This is a genomic window from Kitasatospora sp. NPDC058478 (genome assembly GCF_042720345.1).
In the GTDB taxonomy this organism is placed as follows: domain Bacteria; phylum Actinomycetota; class Actinomycetes; order Streptomycetales; family Streptomycetaceae; genus Kitasatospora.
On the sequence record NZ_JBHXML010000060.1, the window covers coordinates 26691 to 44219 of the forward strand.

The following is a 17529-nucleotide window of genomic DNA, read 5'->3' on the forward strand; positions in this document are numbered from 1 at the left end:
CGGCCTGGGTGCCCGGGCCCCGCCCCGGGGCGCTTTATTTTCTGTACTCAGGTTGGGCGAAATCGGGGGGGCGGGCCCCTACGGGGGGGGGTGTGGGAAGTCGGACGGGCCGACTTCCCACTCCGCACCGGGCGGATCAGCTCGCCCAGCCGGACGTCCGCCAGGCGTTGACGCCCGGGTGGACGGCCTGGCGGAACAGGCGGGAACGGTCGTTCCAGGGGGCGGCCGGGCCGGCACCGGCCCGGCGCGCCGCCTCGGCGGCGGCCTGCGCGGCGGCGGCCCGGGCCTGGACCACCGCCAGGACGGCGGCGAGCTCCTCGGGGGTCGGCTGCCCGTGCAGCACGTGGATCGGTGCCATGGCTCATTCTCTCCCGACGAGGGCCTACAGGGGGATGTTGCCGTGCTTCTTCGGCGGCAGCACCTCGCGCTTGCCGCGCAGCGCCCGCAGACCCCGGACGATGTGCCGGCGGGTCTCGCTCGGCGGGATCACCGCGTCCACGTAGCCGCGCTCGGCCGCCAGGTACGGGTTCAGCAGGGTGTCCTCGTACGAGGCGATCAGCTCGGCCCGCTTCTGCTCGGCACCGCCCGCCGCCTCGGCCTCGGCGATCTCCCGCCGGTGCAGGATGTTGACCGCGCCCTGCGCGCCCATCACCGCGATCTGCGCGGTCGGCCAGGCCAGGTTGAGGTCGGCACCCAGGTGCTTGGAGCCCATGACGTCGTACGCGCCGCCGAAGGCCTTGCGGGTGATCACGGTGATCAGCGGGACGGTCGCCTCGGCGTAGGCGTAGATCAGCTTGGCGCCGCGGCGGATGATGCCGTCCCACTCCTGCTCGGTGCCGGGCAGGAAGCCGGGCACGTCGACGAAGGTCAGCACCGGGATGTTGAAGGAGTCGCAGGTCCGGATGAAGCGGGCGGCCTTCTCGCTGGCGTTGATGTCCAGGCAGCCGGCCAGGTCCATCGGCTGGTTGCCGACGATGCCGACGGACTGGCCCTCGACCCGGCCGAAGCCGGTGATGATGTTGCCCGCGTACAGCGGCTGGGTCTCCAGGAACTCGCCGTCGTCGACGATGTGCTCGATCACCTTGCGCATGTCGTACGGCTGGTTCGCCGAGTCCGGCACGATGGCGTCGAGTTCGAGGTCCTCGTCGGTGACGGTGAGGTCCGCCTGCTCGGGGTAGGACGGCGGGTCCGACAGGTTGTTGGAGGGCAGGTACGAGAGCAGGCTCTTGACGTACTCGACGGCCTCCTTCTCGTCGGTGGCCAGGTAGTGCGCGTTGCCGGACTTGCTGTTGTGGGTGCGGGCGCCGCCCAGCTCCTCCATGCCGACGTCCTCGCCGGTCACGGTCTTGATCACGTCCGGGCCGGTGATGAACATGTGCGAGGTCCGGTCGGCCATCACCACGAAGTCGGTGATCGCGGGGGAGTACACCGCGCCGCCCGCGCAGGGGCCCATGATCAGCGAGATCTGCGGGATCACGCCCGAGGCGTGCACGTTGCGGCGGAAGATCTCGCCGTACAGGCCGAGCGAGACCACGCCCTCCTGGATCCGGGCGCCGCCGGAGTCGTTGATGCCGATGACCGGGCAGCCGGTCTTCAGCGCGAAGTCCATCACCTTGACGATCTTCTCGCCGAACACCTCGCCCAGGGAGCCGCCGAACACGGTGAAGTCCTGGGCGAAGACGGCGACCTGGCGGCCGTCCACGGTGCCGTAGCCGGTCACCACGCCGTCGCCGTACGGGCGGTTCCGCTCCTGCCCGAAGTTCGTCGAGCGGTGCCGGGCGAACTCGTCGAACTCGACGAAGGAGCCCTCGTCCAGCAGCTCCGCGACCCGCTCGCGGGCCGTCAGCTTGCCCTTGGCGTGCTGCTTCTCCACGGCCGCGGCGGAGCCGGAGTGCACCGCCTCGTCGAGCCTGCGCCGCAGGTCGGCGAGCTTACCGGCGGTGGTGTGGGGGTCGTACGGCGCCTCGGTCATCCGGTGGCTCTCCCTGATCCATGGGCCGCGACCTGTTCGAGTGCGCGCGGGCCGGAGTGGGGGCCCGCGCATGAGGGCAGGGCGGCGCTGCGAACTACCGTTGGGTAGCGTAGCCAGCGCACCGGCCCGGACGTCATGTCCTGGCGTTATGGCCATCGACACAGTGTGTCAACGCGCGTTCTGCGGGACGATGGGGCGGCCTACGCCCCATGCGACCTGACACGCCCTAGTGTTCTGGACCATGACCGCACCCGACTCCCCCCGCCGCAGTGGACTGCGCGGTTTCGGCCACGCCGGGCCGTCGCCGTGGACCGACCTGGACCGCCCGCCGCTGGACGAGGCCGCGCTGCGCCGCGACCTGCTGGTCCCGGACGGGCTCTGGACCTCGGTGGACGTCGTCGCCGAGACCGGCTCCACCAACAACGACCTCGCCGCCCGCGCCCGGGCCGGCGCCCCGCAGGGCGCGGTGCTGGTCGCCGAGGTGCAGAACGCCGGGCGCGGCCGACTGGAACGCCAGTGGAGCGCCCCGGCCCGCTCCGGGCTGTTCCTGTCCGTCCTGCTGCGCCCCGAGGAGGTGCCGGTCGAACGCTACGGCTGGCTGCCGATCCTGGTCGGGGTGGCCACCGCCAGCACGCTGAGCCGGGTCGCCGGGGTCGAGGTCGGGCTGAAGTGGCCCAACGACCTCCAGGTGGAGATCGACGGCGCGGAGCGCAAGCTCGGCGGCATCCTCACCGAGCTGAGCGGCGGCGCCGTGGTCGCAGGCCTCGGCATCAACGTCTCGCTGCGCGAGCCGGAGCTGCCCGTCCCCACCGCCGCCTCGCTCGCGCTGGCCGGCGCCGAGGTCACCGACCGGTCCACCCTGCTGCGCGCCCTGCTGCGCGAGTTCGCCGGGCTGTACCGCACCTGGACGGCCGCCGCCGGCGACCCGCACACCAGCGAGCTGCTCCGCGCCTACGCGGACCGCTGCACCACGCTCGGCCGCCAGGTGAAGGTGCACCTGCCGGGCGACCGGGAGCTGGTCGGCGAGGCGGTGGCGATCGACGGCGACGGCCGCCTGGTGGTCCGCACCCCCGACGGCGCACGCCGGGCGGTCGGCGCGGGGGACGTCGTCCACGTGCGCCCCGAGCCCCGCTGAACGGCACTCTTCACCTCTCCTTGACCCGGGCTGATGCCCCGGATCACGCGATTCCGTGCGAACATTCCACCTGGCAGCGGTGTGAGGCGCGCCACTGCCCGCCGGGTGGCGGGCGCGCCCGGACAGGCAGGACACGAGGCAAGTGCGGCGACCGCACGGGGACGGACCGGTGGCAGAGGACGGCAGCAGCGGCGCGACATCGGGGACCCACGACCCCACGGTCGCGCTCGAACTGGAACGCCTGATCCTGGACGCGCCACGCCGCTACACCCCGTACCAGGCCGCGCGGGCCGCAGACGTCCCGATGGAGCTGGCGACCCGCTTCTGGCGGGCCATGGGCTTCCCCGACATCGGCCAGTCCCGGGCCCTCACCGACGGCGACGTGATCGCCCTGCGCCGGCTCGCCGGCCTGGTCGAGTCCGGCCTGCTCAGCGAGTCGATGGCGATCCAGGTGGCCCGCTCCACCGGCCAGACCACCGCCCGGCTGGCCGGCTGGCAGATGGACACCTTCCTGGAGAACCTCACCCAGGCCGTCGAACCCGGCCTGACCCGCGCCGACGTCGCCTACCCGCTGGTCGAGCTGCTGCTGCCGGAGCTGGAGCAGTTCCTGGTGTACGTCTGGCGCCGCCAGCTCGCCGCCGTCACCGGCCGGGTGGTCCAGGCCGCCGAGGACAACGAGATCACCAGCGGCCGCCTCGCCGTGGGCTTCGCCGACCTGGTCGGCTTCACCCGGCTGTCGCGGCGGCTGGAGGAGGAGGAGCTCGGCGAACTCGTCGAGACCTTCGAGAACACCTGTTCGGACCTGATCGCGGGGCAGGGCGGCCGGGTCATCAAGACCCTCGGCGACGAGATCCTCTACGTCTCCGAGGACCCGGTCACCGCCGCCGAGATCGCGCTCAGCCTGATCGAGGCCCTCGCCGAGGACGAGAGCATCCCCGCGCTGCGGGTCGGCATGGCCTTCGGCACGGTCACCTCGCGGATGGGCGACGTCTTCGGCACCACCGTGAACCTGGCCAGCCGGCTCACCTCGATCGCGCCCAAGGACGCGGTGCTGATCGACGGCGAGTTCGCCGCCGCGCTGGAGCAGTACGGCAGCGTGGCCCCGCCGGACGCGGACGGCCCCGGCCTCGCCGAGGCGCTGTCGGCCGCCGCCGGGATGCCCGCCTCGGGCCTGCCGGTGCCGGGCCTGGACGCCGGGCACCGGTTCCACCTGCAGCCGATGTGGCGCCGGCCGGTGCGCGGGCTCGGGTTGGTCGAGCCGTGGCTGCTGTCGCGGCGGCTGAAGCCGGAGTAGGACTCCGCCCCTGCCCCTCCCGGGCCCTTCTCACGCCTCTCCCGGACCCTTCCCGGTCTCTTCCGGGCCCCTTCCGGTCTTCTCCTGTGCCCTTCCCGGCTTTTCCCGGGCCTTTCCGGCCTTCCCCGGCCTTTTCCAGGACGCGGCCCCGGGCCGGTCCCGATGCTTGGGGTGCCGAACGGTTGAAACCCGTACGGCCGGTTGCGGGTCCGCCCCGGCAAACGGGGCATAACCGAACGAAACCGCCATAGTCTTGGTGAAAGCGGCCGGGTGGGTGCGGCCGCCGTCGGGGGTCCGGCAGGACCGAGCACAGGGAGCGAGGCGAGCCGGTGAGCAGTGAGGCGATCATGACGGACCGCGGCTGCGACTGCGACTGCGGCGGCCCGCAGCCGGCCGGCCAACTGCCCGACCTACGGCTGCAGTCCGTGGTCGAGCTGGCCCAGGACATGGCCGGCGCGCTCACCCCGCTGGAGGCCGTCCGGGCCGCCGCCGCCCGCGCCACCGAGGCGCTCGGGGCGACCATGGCGGCCGTCTCCGTCTGGGACCGCGAATCCGGCCGGCTCCGGGTCCTGGTCAACCACGGGGAGCTCGCGCCCGGCGAGGAGGAACTGCCCGAGGACGAGTCCTACCCCGTCGCCGACTTCCCCGAGATCGTCACCTATCTGGAGGAGCGCTGGACCACCGGGCGCCTCCCGCGGGCCTGGCTGCAGACCGCCGAGAACGCCGAACCGCACGCCGGGTACGCCCACCCCACCGCCGGCGCGTACTGCCAGGAACGCGCCGCGGCGCTGCGCCGGCGCGGCCGCGCCTGCTGCGTGGTCGCCCCGATCGTCCTGCACGGGCAGGCCTGGGGCGAGCTGTACCTGGCCCGCAGCGTCGGCAAGCCCGAGTTCGCCGCCGCCGACGCCGACTACGCGACCCTGCTCGCGGCCCAGATCTCGGCCGGCCTCGCCCAGACCGAACGCCTCGCCGACCTGCGCAAACTCGCCTTCTCCGACCCGCTCACCGGCCTCGCCAACCGGCGCGCCGTCGACACCCGGCTGGAGAGCGCCCTGACGGCGCACAACCGGGACAACACCGTGGTCTCGCTCGTCGTCTGCGACGTCAACGGCCTCAAGCGGGTCAACGACCAGCTCGGCCACGAAATGGGCGACCGGCTGCTCGAACGGTTCGCCCACCAGCTCTCGGTCGCCGCGGCCAAACTCCCCGGCAGCCTCGCCGCCCGCCTCGGCGGCGACGAGTTCTGCCTGCTCGCCGAAGGGCAGAAGGCCGACGAGGTCGTCGCCGTCGCCGAGGAGCTCTGCGCCCGGGCCCTCGCCCTGTCCGAGGGCGAGGGCGTCGCCTGCGGCGTCGCCTCCACCGGCGACTCCATCGGCCCGGTCACCACCCCCGACCGGCTCTTCCGGCTCGCCGACGCCGCCCAGTACCGGGCCAAGGCCGCCCGCGCCGCCCACCCCGTCGTCGCCGGGCGCAGCCACGGCCCCGGCTTCTCGCCCGACCCCACCGTGCTGCTCGCCGACGCCGCCGACCCGCACCACCGGGCCGACGGACGCGGCGCCCGCCCCGGCCGGGCCGGAGCGGGCGACCGGCGGCGCTTCCGGGGCGCCGCGCACAGTGCCGACCCGGGCCAGCTGCTCACCGCCGTCCTCGCGGCCCTCGACCAGGCCGCCGCCGCCCGGGCCGTCCACCCCGCCGACACCCTCGGCAAGCTCGTCGTCGTCGCCGAGGCCTCCGCCCGGCTGCTCGACGCCGTCGGCTGGTGGGTCTCCTACGTCCCGCCCGGCTCCCACCTCATGCGCACCGCCCAGCACGCCGTCTACCGGATGACCAGGGGCCCCAGCAGCACCCGCGCCGAGACCCAGCGGGCCCAGATCGAGGCCCCGGACGCCGTCTTCGACCTGCGCCACTACCCGATGACCCGCCGCGCCGTCCGCGGCGGCGCCTTCGCCCTGCGCGCCGGCGCGGCCGGCAACGACCCGGCCGAGGAGGCCATGCTGGTCGTCTCCGGCTACCGCGGCATGGTCGCCGCCGGCGGCCAGAACCCGGCCGGCGGCTGGCTCGTCGAACTCTTCGCCGACGACGCCACCCTGCCGCTCGGCCAGGCCGCCTTCGCCATGCGCGCCCTGGTGGCCGTCGCCCTGGCGGGCGCGGCCTCGCCCCCGGTGGTGTGAGGCCGGGGCGGGCGGCCGGTGCGGTCAGGCTCGCCCGAGGGCGCGCAGGACCGCCTCGACCAGGCGGTCGGCGTGAGCGTGGTCGAGCGGGCCGAGGCGGTAGAGCCAGCGGTAGTGGAGCGGGCCGTAGAGGAGTTCGAGGGCGAGGTCGAGGTCCGCGTCGGGGGCGAGCTGGCCGGCCTCGCGGGCGCTGCGCAGGCGCTCGCGGGTGACGTCGAGGAGCGGGTCCAGCAGGCGGGTGCGGTAGTCGGCGTACAGGGCCGGGTCGTTGAGCAGTTCGGCGGTGAGGGCGCGGTAGGTGCGGTCGAGGGCGGGATCGGTGAGCTCGTCGGCGGCGGGGCGCAGGACGGCCCGCAGGTCGGCGGCGAGGTCGCCGGTGTCGGGGAGGGCGAGGCTGCCCTCGTGCTCGTTGGCGGCGAGGAAGGCGTCGAAGACGACGGCGCCCTTGGAGGGCCACCAGCGGTAGATGGTCTGCTTGCCGACGCCGGCCCGGGCGGCGATCGCCTCGATGGTGAGCTTGCCGAAGCCGACGTCGGCGACGAGTTCGGCGGCGGCGGTGAGGACGGCGGCGCGGGAGCGTTCGCTGCGGCGGGCCGGGTCGGGGGCGGTTCTGTGGGCCATGGCGGAAATTCTAAGCGAAGTAGCGAGACGGACCGTATCGTCTTGACGCGGCGCCGGACCCCGGACCATGCTGGAGCGGCGCCAGCGAGACGGACCGTCTCGTCTCATTCTGGACCCTGGAGGCCCCCATGACCCGCTCCGCGCACCCCGCCCACATCCTGATGGTCTCGATCCCGGCCCACGGGCACGTCAACCCCAGCCTCGCCGTGATCGCCGAACTGGTCGCCCGGGGCCACCGGGTCAGCTACGTCAACGACGCCTCCTTCGCCGGGGCCGTCGAGTCGACCGGCGCCCGCTTCGTCCCGTACCCGACGAGGCTGCCGCTCGCCGGCGGCCCGGACGCCTGGGAGGAGGACCCGGTGGCGCTCCAGGAGCTGTTCCTGGACGACGCCCTCGCGATGTACCCCGTCCTGCTGGAGGCCTTCGCGGACGACCGCCCCGACCTGGTGCTCTGCGACATCGCGGGCTTCGCCGGGCGGGCGCTCGGCGAGCGGCTGGGCGTGCCGGTGGTGCAGCTGTCGCCCACCTACGTCGGCTGGGAGGGCATCGAGCAGGACATGGCGGAGGTGTACGAGGCGATCCGCAGCGGGCCAGGCGGCGCCGAGCACTACCGGCGGTTCGCCGACTGGCTGGCCGAGGCCGGGACGGTGGAGCGCGACGTGGACGCCTTCAAGGGCCGCCCGGCGCGGTCCGTCGCCCTGATCCCGCGCGCCCTGCAGCTCAACGCGGACCGGGTCGACGAACGGCGCGTCACCTTCGTCGGACCGTGCTTCGGCGACCGCGCCCACCAGGGCGGGTGGCAGCGGCCGGCGCACGCGGAGAAGGTGCTGCTGGTCTCGCTCGGCTCCGCCTTCACCCACCAGCCCGCGTTCTACCGGGCCTGCGTCCAGGCTTTCGGCGGCCTGCCCGGCTGGCACACGGTGCTCCAGGTCGGCGCGCACACCGACCTGGCCGACCTGGGCGAGGTGCCGGACACCGTCGAGGTGCACCGGTGGGTGCCGCAGCTGTCGGTGCTCGCGCAGGCGGACGCCTTCGTCACCCACGCGGGCATGGGCGGCTCCAGTGAGGGGCTGTACCACGGCGTGCCGATGATCGCCGTGCCGCAGGCCGTCGACCAGTTCGCCAACGCGGACGCGCTGGTGGGGCTCGGCGTCGCCCGCCGCCTGGACACCGCGCAGGCGACCCCGCAGGCGCTGCGCGGCGCGCTGCTGGAGCTGGTCGGCGACCCGGCGGTGGCCGAGCGGCTGAAGGCGCTGGCCGCCGCCGGCCGGGCCGAGGGCGGCACCGCCCGGGCGGCGGACCTGATCGAGGCCGAGCTCAGGGGGTGACCGGCGCGGCGGGGGAGGGCGCCGCTGTCGAGGGCGCGGCGGGGGAGGGCGAGGCGGGGGAGGGCGAGGCGATCCGGTCCGGCCGGGTGTAGACGTTCGCGCCCTCCCCGCGCAGGAAGCCGACCAGGGTCAGGCCCAGCTCCTCGGCGAGGTCCACCGCGAGCGAGGACGGCGCCGAGACGGCCGCCAGCAGCGGGACGCCCGCCAGCGCGGCCTTCTGGGTCAGCTCGAACGAGGCCCGGCCGCTGACCAGCAGGACGTGCCCGGTCAGCGGCAGCCTGCCCTCGCGCAGCGCCCAGCCGACCACCTTGTCCACCGCGTTGTGCCGCCCGACGTCCTCGCGGGCGCAGAGCAGGTCGCCGCTGGCGGCGTCGAACAGGCCGGCCGCGTGCAGGCCGCCGGTGGACTCGAAGGTGCGCTGGGCGGCCCGCAGTCGGTCCGGCAGGCCGTACAGCAGGGACGGCGGGACGGTGAGCGGGTCCTCGCCCACCGGGTGGCGGACGTGGGTGCGGACGGCGTCCACGGTGTCCCGGCCGCACAGGCCGCAGGCGCTGGTGGTGAGCAGGTTGCGGTGCGCGGACAGCGGCAGCGCGCGGGCGGCGCCGCGCAGGGTGGCGTCGACGACGTTGTAGGTGTTGGCGCCGGACTCGTCCGTCCCGGCGCAGTACCGCAGGGCGGCGAGCTCCTCGGCGGTGTGCACCAGCCCCTCGCCGACCAGGAATCCGGCCACCAGGTCGAAGTCCTGCCCGGGGGTGCGCATGGTGACGGTCAGCGGCTCGCCGCCGAGCCGGATCTCCAGCGGTTCCTCCGCCGCCAGCGAGTCCGGCCGCACCCCGCGCTCGTCCCCCCGCAGCCGCACCACCCGGCGCCGTGCCGTCGCCCGCGTCATCGCCCTGCCACCTCCGTGCGTGTCCGTGGGCACCAGCGTGCGGCACGGGGCGGCCCGGGTGAAAATCCTGCTGGTCGGTACGGGCGTACGATCGTGGCCGTTTCGGATGGCGACCACCTGTTGTCATATCTTCATTCACCTGATGTGATGGTGTATATGGATATGCACAGTGCTGTGGCCCCCGACGCTCCGCTGGTCCAGGTCGGCAAGGCCGACGTCAGCGCCGAGGACGTGCTGGCCGTCGCCCGGGGGAACGCCCGGGTCGAGATAGGCCCCGACGCGCTCGCCGAGATGGCGACGGCGCGGGCGCGGATCGACGCCCTCGCGGCCGAACCGCGCCCCGTCTACGGCGTGTCGACCGGATTCGGCGCGCTCGCCGTCCGGCACATCAGCCCCGAACTGCGCGCGCAGCTCCAGCGGTCGCTGGTGCGCTCGCACGCGGCCGGGATGGGACCGGCCGTCGAGCGCGAGGTCGTCCGGGCACTCGTCTTCCTGCGGATGAAGACGCTGGCCTCCGGCCGGACCGGGGTGCGCCCGCTGGTCGCGCAGACCATGGCCGCCCTGCTCAACGCGGGCATCACCCCGGTGGTCCGGGAGTTCGGCTCGCTCGGCTGCTCCGGCGACCTCGCGCCGCTGTCGCACTGTGCGCTGGTCCTGATGGGCGAGGGCGTGGCCACCGGCCCGGACGGCGTGGAGAAGCCCGCCGCCGAACTGCTCGCCGCCGCCGGCATCGAGCCCGTCGAACTGCTGGAGAAGGAGGGCCTGGCCCTCATCAACGGCACCGACGGCATGCTCGGCATGCTGGTGATGGCCATCGCCGACCTGCAGCGGCTGTACACCACCGCCGACATCACCGCCGCGATGACCCTGGAGGCGCTGCTCGGCACCGACAAGGTGCTCGCCCCCGAACTGCACGCCCCGATCCGCCCCCACCCGGGCCAGGCGCTGAGCGCCGCCAACATGCTGGCCGTCCTCAAGGACTCCGGCCTCACCGGCCACCACCAGGACGACGCGCCGCGGGTCCAGGACGCCTACTCGATCCGCTGCGCCCCGCAGGTGGCCGGCGCCGGCCGGGACACCCTCGCCCACGCCCAGCTGGTCGCCTCCCGCGAGCTGGCCGCCTCGGTCGACAACCCGGTGGTGCTGCCGGACGGCCGGGTGGAGTCCAACGGCAACTTCCACGGCGCCCCGGTCGCGTACGTGCTGGACTTCCTCGCCATCGCCGCCGCCGACCTGGGCTCCATCTCCGAGCGCCGCACCGACCGGCTGCTCGACAAGGCCCGCTCGCACGGCCTGCCGGCCTTCCTGGCCGACGACCCCGGCGTGGACTCCGGCCTGATGATCGCCCAGTACACCCAGGCGGCGCTGGTCAGCGAGAACAAGCGGCTCGCCGTCCCGGCCTCGGTCGACTCGATCCCGTCCTCCGCGATGCAGGAGGACCACGTGTCGATGGGCTGGTCCGCCGCCCGCAAGCTGCGCCAGTCCGTCGACAACCTCGGCCGGATCCTCGCCGTCGAACTCACCGCCGCCGCCCGCGCCCTGGAGATCCGCCAGCAGGCCGACGACGCGGGCCGGACGGCCCCGGCCACCACGGCCGCCATGGCCGCCGCCCGGGAGGCGGGGGTCGGCGGCGCCGGCCGCGACCGCTTCCTCTCGCCGGACCTGGAGGCCGCGGCCGCGCTGGTCGCCTCCGGGGAACTGGTGCGGGCGGTGGAGCGGGTCACCGGGCCGCTGGCCTGACCCGGTGTGACCCGGTGCGTTCGGTGAGATCGGCGTGACGGGCCGTCGGGTCCGGTGCGGCCGTCGGGTCCGGTGCGGGCGGCGGGGCTCAGTCCCAGTCGTCCCGGGACCGGGACCGCGGCTCGTCCCGGTCCCGGCGGTTGCCGAACGCGGCGGCGAAGTTGACCCCGACGATGCCCGCCCAGCTGACGATCAGACCGATGAAGCCGCCGCTCTGCGGGCTGGCCGCGATCGCGGTCAGCGGGATGCCGAGGACCAGCGAGATCACCGCCAGCCGGTTGCCGGGGCGGCCGGGCCCCGGCCCCGGGCGGTGCGGTCGGCGCCGGTGCGCGGGCTCGTAGTCGTCCATCCGCTCGGCCACCCGGCGCTCGACCCGGGCGTCCAGGCGGGCGTCCAGGCGGCTCAGGAACGAGTCGACCAGCTCCGGCTCGTACTCCTTGCCGAGTTCCTTGCGAGCGTGCAGGGCGGCGTCGAGGTCGCGCCGCAGGTCGTCCTGGCGAGTGTCCATGGGAACAGCCTGGGCCCGCGCCGGGGGCGCGGTCCATCCGTCGGTGGGGGAATCCGGGCGGGTTCAGGGAGAATTCAGGGTTACCCCGAGCTCCCACCCGCTCGGGCCGTCTCACCCGGCGTCCCGCCGTACGAGACGTCTTTGCCAGGCGCGACGCACTGCTGCACAGTCGTCGTCCGAATCGCTCGCATCCGGAGGTACCGCTGATGACCGCCACCGACGAGGCCGGCACGGTCGGCCCCTCCGCCCGGCTGCTCCAGCTGTTCGAAGGCCACCGACTGACCCCGACCCAGCGGCGGATCGCGCACTCGCTGGTCCGGCACGCTACCGAGGCGCCGTTCCTCTCCAGCGTCGAGGTCGCCGAACTCGCCGGCGTCAGCCAACCGTCCGTCACCCGCTTCGCGGTCGCCCTCGGCTACGACGGCTACCCGGCGCTGCGCAAGCAGCTGCGCGAACTCGGCGCGGGCGAGCCGGCCGCACCCGAGACCCCCGACGACGCGGTGCGCAACGAGCACCAGCAGGCCGTGCTCGCCGAGATCGCCCACCTGCGCCACCTCGCCGAACTCCTCGCCGACCCCGAGCCGATCACCCGCGCCGCCCGGCTGCTCGCCGCCTCCCGCCCACTGCCGGTGCTCGGCCTGCGGGCCGCCTCCGCGCAGGCGCGCGGCTTCGCCTACTTCGCCGCCAAGGTGCACCCGGACATCCGCCTCCTCGACGAGGGCGGCAGCATGCTCGCCGACCGGCTGGAACAGGCCGCCGCGGCCGGGGCCACCGCGCTGCTCTGCTTCGCGCTGCCGCGCTACCCGCGGGAGCTGATGGACGCGCTGACGGTGGCCCGCGAGTGCGGGCTGACGGTGCTGACCGTCGCCGACAGCGCCTTCGCGCCGGTCGCCAAGCTCTCCGACCTGATGCTGCCGGCCGCCGTCGGCACCGGGCTGGTCTTCGACACCGCGTGCGCGCCGATGATGCTCGGCCGGGTGCTGTTGCAACGCATGTGCGACGAACTCCCGGGCGCGGAGGCCCGGTTGGAGGCCATCGAGCAGTCCGCCGCGGCACGTGGCCTGTTTTTGGAGTAGACACGGCGGGGAGTAGCCGTCACGAACCCGGGCATCCCCTACAGCAGGGGGTGCCGCCCATGCGCGTGATCCACGAGATGAAGTTCGTCGCCCGCCTGGCCTCGGGTGTCGACGAATGGTCCTGCCCCACCTGCGGACGCCGCGTCACCCTGCGGCGCCTGCCCGATCCCGAACTGACCGTCCTCGACCCGGGAGACGAGTCCGCCGTGCACGTCGGCGTCATCGAACCCGACGCCCGCGCCGCCGCCGCGGCCGCCGAGAAGTACGGCCTCGGCCCGGTCCAGAACATCCCCCGCCCGCCGACCCCGCCCACCCCCGACGCCGCCGACCGCCGCTGGCTCGCCGAGATCGGCATCGACTGGGACGGCGACGCCGCGGCCTGAGGGCGCCAGTGCGACCCGTTCCGGCCACGCCGGTACGGGGGCTTCGGCGTGCCTGGGCGCGGCTGCGGGCCGCTGCTGATCGGATGGGTTCGGGGTCTGGTCGGGAGTTGATTGTTTGGATATATTCAGCCGAGCTGAATCTGAATGAATCCATCCGCAGGGAGGCCAGGACATGGTGCAGCAGGCGAGTGGGCCGCGTGAGGTCAGGGCGGCGCGGGGGACGGGGCTGACGGCGCAGGGGTGGCAGCAGGAGGCGGCCCTGCGGATGCTGATGAACAACCTCGACCCGGAGGTCGCCGAGCACCCGTCGAAGCTGGTGGTGTACGGCGGGACGGGCAAGGCGGCGCGGGACTGGCGTTCGTTCGACGCCATGGTGCGGACGCTGGAGGGGCTGAAGCAGGACGAGACCATGCTGGTCCAGTCCGGGCGGCCGGTCGGCGTCATGCAGACCCACGAGTGGGCGCCGCGGGTGCTGATCGCCAACTCCAACCTGGTCGGCGACTGGGCCAACTGGGAGGAGTTCCGCCGGCTGGAGAGTCTCGGGCTCACCATGTACGGGCAGATGACCGCCGGCTCGTGGATCTACATCGGCACCCAGGGCATCCTGCAGGGCACCTACGAGACCTTCTCGGCCGTCGCCAACAAGCGGTTCGACGGCACGCTGGAAGGCACCATCACCCTCACCGCCGGCCTCGGCGGGATGGGCGGCGCCCAGCCGCTGGCCGTCACCATGAACGGCGGCGTGGCGATCTGCATCGACTGCGACCCGTCGCGGATCGCCCGCCGGATCGAGCACCGCTACCTGGACGTCGAGGCCAAGGACCTCGGGCACGCGCTGGAGCTGGCCACCGCCGCCCGCGACAAGCGGCAGCCGCTGTCCATCGGCGTGCTGGGCAACGCCGCCGAGCTGGTCCCGCAACTGCTCGCGATGGACGCGCCGATCGACATCGTCACCGACCAGACCAGCGCCCACGACCCGCTCGCCTACCTGCCGGTGGGCGTCGCCTTCGACGACATGGCGGACTACGCGGCGGCCAAGCCCGCCGAGTTCACCCAGCGGGCCCGCGAGTCGATGGCCCGGCACGTCGAGGCGATGGTCGGCTTCCAGGACGCGGGCGCCGAGGTCTTCGACTACGGAAACTCGATCCGCGGCGAGGCTCAACTGGCCGGTTACGACCGCGCGTTCGCCTTCCCCGGGTTCGTCCCCGCGTACATCCGGCCGCTGTTCTGCGAGGGCAAGGGCCCGTTCCGCTGGGCGGCGCTGTCCGGCGACCCGCAGGACATCCACAAGACCGACAAGGCCGTCCTCGACCTCTTCCCGGAGAACGAGTCGCTGCACCGCTGGATCAAGATGGCCCAGGAGAAGGTGCACTTCCAGGGCCTGCCCGCACGGATCTGCTGGCTCGGCTACGGCGAGCGCGACAAGGCCGGCGAGCGCTTCAACGACATGGTCGCCTCCGGCGAGCTGTCCGCCCCGATCGTGATCGGCCGCGACCACCTCGACTGCGGCTCGGTCGCCTCCCCGTACCGGGAGACCGAGGCGATGCTGGACGGCTCGGACGCGATCGCCGACTGGCCGCTGCTCAACGCCATGGTCAACGTGGCCTCCGGCGCGTCCTGGGTCTCCATCCACCACGGCGGCGGCGTCGGCATCGGCCGCTCGATCCACGCCGGCCAGGTCACCGTCGCCGACGGCACCGCGCTGGCCGGCGAGAAGATCCGCCGGGTGCTCACCAACGACCCGGGCATGGGCGTGATCCGGCACGTGGACGCCGGCTACGACCGGGCCACCGAGGTCGCCGCCGAGCGCGGGGTGCGCGTCCCGATGGGTGAGCTGTGACGTCCTCGTTCGAAGAGATGTGGGCGGAGCTGCTCCCCGTGGGCCGCTCCGCCGCCTCCGGCGGCTACCGCCGCTTCGCCTGGAACTCCGCCGACGCCGAGTGCCGCGCCTGGTTCGAGCAGCAGGCCCGTGACCGCGGCCTCGCCTACGAGCTGGACCGCAACGGCAACCAGTGGGCCTGGCTGGGCGATCCGAACGCGGGCGGGGCGGTCGTCACCGGCTCGCACCTGGACTCCGTCCCGGACGGCGGCGCCTTCGACGGCCCGCTCGGCGTGGTCTCCTCCTTCGCGGCCCTGGACGAACTCCGCGGCCGCGGGGCCGAGTTCACCCGACCGCTGGCGATCACCAACTTCGGTGACGAGGAGGGCGCCCGGTTCGGCGTGGCCTGCATCGGCTCCCGGCTGTCCGCCGGCGTGCTCTCCCGCGAGGCCGCGTACGAGCTGCGCGACGCCGACGGCGTCCGGCTGCCCGACGCGATGGAGCGGGCCGGCTACGACCCGGGCGCGATCGGCGCGGACGACGACCGGCTGGCCCGGATCGGCGCCTTCGTCGAACTGCACGTCGAGCAGGGCCGCCTCCTCGCCGAGGACCGGCCGGTCGGCGTGGCCAGCGCGATCTGGCCGCACGGCCGCTGGCGGTTCGACTTCCACGGCGAGGCCAACCACGCCGGCACCACCCGGATCGAGGACCGCCGCGACCCGATGCTGACGTACGCCAACACCGTGCTCGCGGCCCGCAAGAAGGCCCGGCAGGCGGGCGCGCTGGCCACCTTCGGCAAGGTCGCGGTCGAGCCCAACGGCACCAACGCGATCGCCTCGCTGGTGCGCGGCTGGCTGGACTCCCGGGCCGCCGACGAGGCGACGCTCACCGCGCTGGTCGAGGAGATCGAGCAGGCCGCCGCCGAGCGCGGCGGGCGCGACGGCGTCCGGGTCGAGCTGACCCGCGAGTCCTACACCCCGGTGGTGGACTTCGACGGCCCGCTGCGCGACCGGCTCGCCAAGCTGCTGGACGCCCCGGTGCTGCCCACCGGCGCCGGACACGACGCCGGGATCCTGGCGTCGGCCGTCCCGACCGCCATGCTGTTCGTGCGCAACCCCAGCGGGGTGTCGCACTCCCCGGCCGAGCACGCCGAGGAGGCCGACTGCCTGGCCGGGGTCGCCGCCCTCGCCGACGTACTGGAGGACCTGGCGTGTCGCTGAGCCCATTGACCTCGGGGGCCGAGTCGGTGGCGTACTGGGCGCAGTACGCCTGGCTGCCGCACCCCAACGGGCCGGTGGTCGAGCGGAACGTGCTGATCACCGCCGGCCCCGGCGGCCGGATCACCGCGGTGACCCCGGACAGCGGGCCCTGCCCGCCCGGGGCCGTCCGCCTCGACGGGCTGCTGCTGCCCGGCCAGGCGAACGCCCACTCGCACGCCTTCCACCGGGCGCTGCGCGGCCACGTCCAGGTCGGCTCCGGCACCTTCTGGACCTGGCGCGACACCATGTACCGGTTCGCCGGGGCACTCGACCCGGACCGCTACCTGGCGCTCGCCACCGCCGTCTACGCCGAGATGGCGCTGGCCGGGGTCACCGCCGTCGGCGAGTTCCACTACCTGCACCACGCCCCCGGCGGCGCCCGCTACGACGACCCCAACGCGATGGGCGAGGCGCTGATCGAGGCCGCCGCCCGGGCCGGCATCCGGATCACCCTGCTCGACACCTGCTACCTGTCCGCCGGCTTCGGCGCCGAGCCGACCAGGCCGCAGCAGCGGTTCAGCGACGGCGACGCCGAGGCCTGGGCGGTGCGGGCGGACGCGCTCAAGCCCCGCGAGCACGCCCGGATCGGCGCCGCCGTCCACTCGGTGCGGGCCGTCCCGGCCGAGCAGTTGGGCACCGTCGCGCAGTGGGCGGCGGTGCGCGAGGCGCCGCTGCACGTCCACCTGTCCGAGCAGACCGCCGAGAACGACGCCTGCCTCGCCGCGCACGGCGTCACCCCGACCCGGCTGCTCGCCGACCACGGCGTGCTCGGCCCGCGCACCTCGGCCGTGCACGCCACCCACCTCACCGACGAGGACGTCCGGCTCCTCACCGACACCTCCACCACCATCTGCATGTGCCCCACCACCGAGCGGGACCTCGCGGACGGCATCGGCCCGGCCCGCCGGCTCGCCTCGGCGGGCTGCCCGGTCACCCTGGGCAGCGACAGCCACGCCGTCATCGACCCGTTCGAGGAGGCCCGCGCCCTGGAGCTGAACGAGCGGCTGCGCACCCGCACCCGCGGGCACTGGACGGCCAACCTCCTGCTGCGGGCCGGCACCGAGGACGGGCACGCCTCGCTCGGCTGGCCGGAGGCGGGGCGGGTCGAGGCCGGCGCGCTCGCCGACTTCACCGTGATCGCCCTGGACTCGGTGCGCACCGCGGGCCCGCCGCCCCGCCTCGGCGCCGAGACCGCCGTCTTCGCGGCCTCGGCGGCCGACGTGCGGCACGTGGTGGTCGGCGGCCGACAGATCGTCCGGGACGGCGTGCACCAGCTCGTCGCGGACGTGCCGGGCGCGCTGCGGGACTCGATCGGCGTGCTGGACCACTGACCT

Annotated in this window: 14 protein-coding genes and 1 pseudogene; 10 read left to right on the forward strand and 5 right to left on the reverse strand. The window is 74.3% G+C overall.

Features of this window, described 5'->3' with window-relative positions:
* Positions 1 to 136 precede the first annotated feature (136 nt).
* Positions 137 to 358, reverse strand: coding sequence for an acyl-CoA carboxylase epsilon subunit (locus ACFWPT_RS29175; RefSeq protein ID WP_350877317.1), 222 nt, complete (start codon positions 356 to 358; stop codon positions 137 to 139).
* Positions 359 to 382: 24 nt separating this feature from the next.
* Positions 383 to 1972 (reverse strand): acyl-CoA carboxylase subunit beta, encoded by a 1590-nt coding sequence (locus ACFWPT_RS29180; RefSeq protein ID WP_380485375.1) that lies wholly within the window; start codon positions 1970 to 1972, stop codon positions 383 to 385.
* 241 nt (positions 1973 to 2213) lie between these two features.
* Here ACFWPT_RS29180 and ACFWPT_RS29185 point away from each other — a divergent pair, with 241 nt between their 5' ends.
* The 3 genes and pseudogenes from ACFWPT_RS29185 to ACFWPT_RS29195 all read left to right on the forward strand — a co-directional run.
* Positions 2214 to 3107, forward strand: a complete 894-nt coding sequence (locus ACFWPT_RS29185; RefSeq protein ID WP_063351348.1) for a biotin--[acetyl-CoA-carboxylase] ligase — start codon at positions 2214 to 2216, stop codon at positions 3105 to 3107.
* Between the two features lie 169 nt (positions 3108 to 3276).
* Entirely contained in the window at positions 3277 to 4401 is a 1125-nt protein-coding gene (locus ACFWPT_RS29190; protein WP_063349085.1) for an adenylate/guanylate cyclase domain-containing protein, read from the forward strand.
* 446 nt (positions 4402 to 4847) lie between these two features.
* Positions 4848 to 5984, forward strand: a pseudogene (locus ACFWPT_RS29195) (diguanylate cyclase domain-containing protein); the annotation flags it as partial.
* A gap of 612 nt (positions 5985 to 6596) precedes the next feature.
* Here ACFWPT_RS29195 and ACFWPT_RS29200 read toward each other — a convergent pair.
* Entirely contained in the window at positions 6597 to 7193 is a 597-nt protein-coding gene (locus tag ACFWPT_RS29200) for a TetR/AcrR family transcriptional regulator (protein WP_063349086.1), read from the reverse strand.
* A gap of 128 nt (positions 7194 to 7321) precedes the next feature.
* Between ACFWPT_RS29200 and ACFWPT_RS29205 the strand changes: the two genes are divergently transcribed.
* Positions 7322 to 8521, forward strand: coding sequence for a macrolide family glycosyltransferase (locus ACFWPT_RS29205; protein WP_380485377.1), 1200 nt, complete (start codon positions 7322 to 7324; stop codon positions 8519 to 8521).
* On the opposite strand, the gene fdhD is transcribed toward ACFWPT_RS29205, so the two are convergent.
* Positions 8511 to 9410, reverse strand: coding sequence for a formate dehydrogenase accessory sulfurtransferase FdhD (fdhD, locus tag ACFWPT_RS29210; RefSeq protein ID WP_380379581.1), 900 nt, complete (start codon positions 9408 to 9410; stop codon positions 8511 to 8513). The genes ACFWPT_RS29205 and fdhD overlap by 11 nt on opposite strands.
* 156 nt (positions 9411 to 9566) lie before the next feature.
* On the opposite strand from fdhD, the gene hutH reads away from it, so the two are divergent.
* Complete coding sequence (gene hutH / locus ACFWPT_RS29215) at positions 9567 to 11150, forward strand: histidine ammonia-lyase (RefSeq protein WP_107452919.1); 1584 nt, start codon at positions 9567 to 9569, stop codon at positions 11148 to 11150.
* Between the two features lie 88 nt (positions 11151 to 11238).
* Here hutH and ACFWPT_RS29220 read toward each other — a convergent pair whose 3' ends face one another.
* Entirely contained in the window at positions 11239 to 11658 is a 420-nt protein-coding gene (locus tag ACFWPT_RS29220) for a hypothetical protein (protein ID WP_380485380.1), read from the reverse strand.
* A 206-nt stretch (positions 11659 to 11864) separates the two neighbouring features.
* Between ACFWPT_RS29220 and ACFWPT_RS29225 the strand changes: the two genes are divergently transcribed.
* The 5 genes from ACFWPT_RS29225 to ACFWPT_RS29245 all read left to right on the forward strand — a co-directional run bounded on the left by ACFWPT_RS29225 (position 11865) and on the right by ACFWPT_RS29245 (position 17526).
* The gene (locus ACFWPT_RS29225) at positions 11865 to 12734 is read left to right on the forward strand and encodes a MurR/RpiR family transcriptional regulator (RefSeq protein ID WP_363369166.1); all 870 of its coding nucleotides are present in this window, start codon (positions 11865 to 11867) and stop codon (positions 12732 to 12734) included.
* Between the two features lie 59 nt (positions 12735 to 12793).
* Entirely contained in the window at positions 12794 to 13117 is a 324-nt protein-coding gene (locus ACFWPT_RS29230) for a hypothetical protein (RefSeq protein WP_063349091.1), read from the forward strand.
* A gap of 172 nt (positions 13118 to 13289) precedes the next feature.
* Positions 13290 to 14957, forward strand: coding sequence for a urocanate hydratase (gene hutU, locus ACFWPT_RS29235; RefSeq protein WP_380485382.1), 1668 nt, complete (start codon positions 13290 to 13292; stop codon positions 14955 to 14957).
* A 17-nt stretch (positions 14958 to 14974) separates the two neighbouring features.
* Positions 14975 to 16156 carry an allantoate amidohydrolase gene (locus ACFWPT_RS29240; RefSeq protein ID WP_380427762.1) on the forward strand — a complete coding sequence of 394 codons (1182 nt, stop codon included), beginning with the start codon at positions 14975 to 14977 and terminating at the stop codon, positions 16154 to 16156.
* Positions 16147 to 17526: a formimidoylglutamate deiminase gene (locus ACFWPT_RS29245; protein ID WP_380485384.1), complete on the forward strand. Its 1380-nt coding sequence runs from the start codon at positions 16147 to 16149 to the stop codon at positions 17524 to 17526. Before ACFWPT_RS29240 ends, ACFWPT_RS29245 begins: the two co-directional genes overlap by 10 nt.
* Positions 17527 to 17529 lie beyond the last annotated feature (3 nt).

What these genes read in the sequence shown, in the direction of transcription:
- ACFWPT_RS29175 (WP_350877317.1), bottom strand. Translation starts at nt 358, where the DNA reads ATGGCACCGATCCACGTGCTGCACGGGCAGCCGACCCCCGAGGAGCTC.
- ACFWPT_RS29180 (WP_380485375.1), bottom strand. Translation starts at nt 1,972, where the DNA reads ATGACCGAGGCGCCGTACGACCCCCACACCACCGCCGGTAAGCTCGCC.
- ACFWPT_RS29185 (WP_063351348.1), top strand. Translation starts at nt 2,214, where the DNA reads ATGACCGCACCCGACTCCCCCCGCCGCAGTGGACTGCGCGGTTTCGGC.
- ACFWPT_RS29200 (WP_063349086.1), bottom strand. Translation starts at nt 7,193, where the DNA reads ATGGCCCACAGAACCGCCCCCGACCCGGCCCGCCGCAGCGAACGCTCC.
- ACFWPT_RS29205 (WP_380485377.1), top strand. Translation starts at nt 7,322, where the DNA reads ATGACCCGCTCCGCGCACCCCGCCCACATCCTGATGGTCTCGATCCCG.
- fdhD (WP_380379581.1), bottom strand. Translation starts at nt 9,410, where the DNA reads ATGACGCGGGCGACGGCACGGCGCCGGGTGGTGCGGCTGCGGGGGGAC.
- hutH (WP_107452919.1), top strand. Translation starts at nt 9,567, where the DNA reads ATGGATATGCACAGTGCTGTGGCCCCCGACGCTCCGCTGGTCCAGGTC.
- ACFWPT_RS29220 (WP_380485380.1), bottom strand. Translation starts at nt 11,658, where the DNA reads ATGGACACTCGCCAGGACGACCTGCGGCGCGACCTCGACGCCGCCCTG.
- ACFWPT_RS29225 (WP_363369166.1), top strand. Translation starts at nt 11,865, where the DNA reads ATGACCGCCACCGACGAGGCCGGCACGGTCGGCCCCTCCGCCCGGCTG.
- ACFWPT_RS29230 (WP_063349091.1), top strand. Translation starts at nt 12,794, where the DNA reads ATGCGCGTGATCCACGAGATGAAGTTCGTCGCCCGCCTGGCCTCGGGT.
- hutU (WP_380485382.1), top strand. Translation starts at nt 13,290, where the DNA reads ATGGTGCAGCAGGCGAGTGGGCCGCGTGAGGTCAGGGCGGCGCGGGGG.
- ACFWPT_RS29240 (WP_380427762.1), top strand. Translation starts at nt 14,975, where the DNA reads ATGTGGGCGGAGCTGCTCCCCGTGGGCCGCTCCGCCGCCTCCGGCGGC.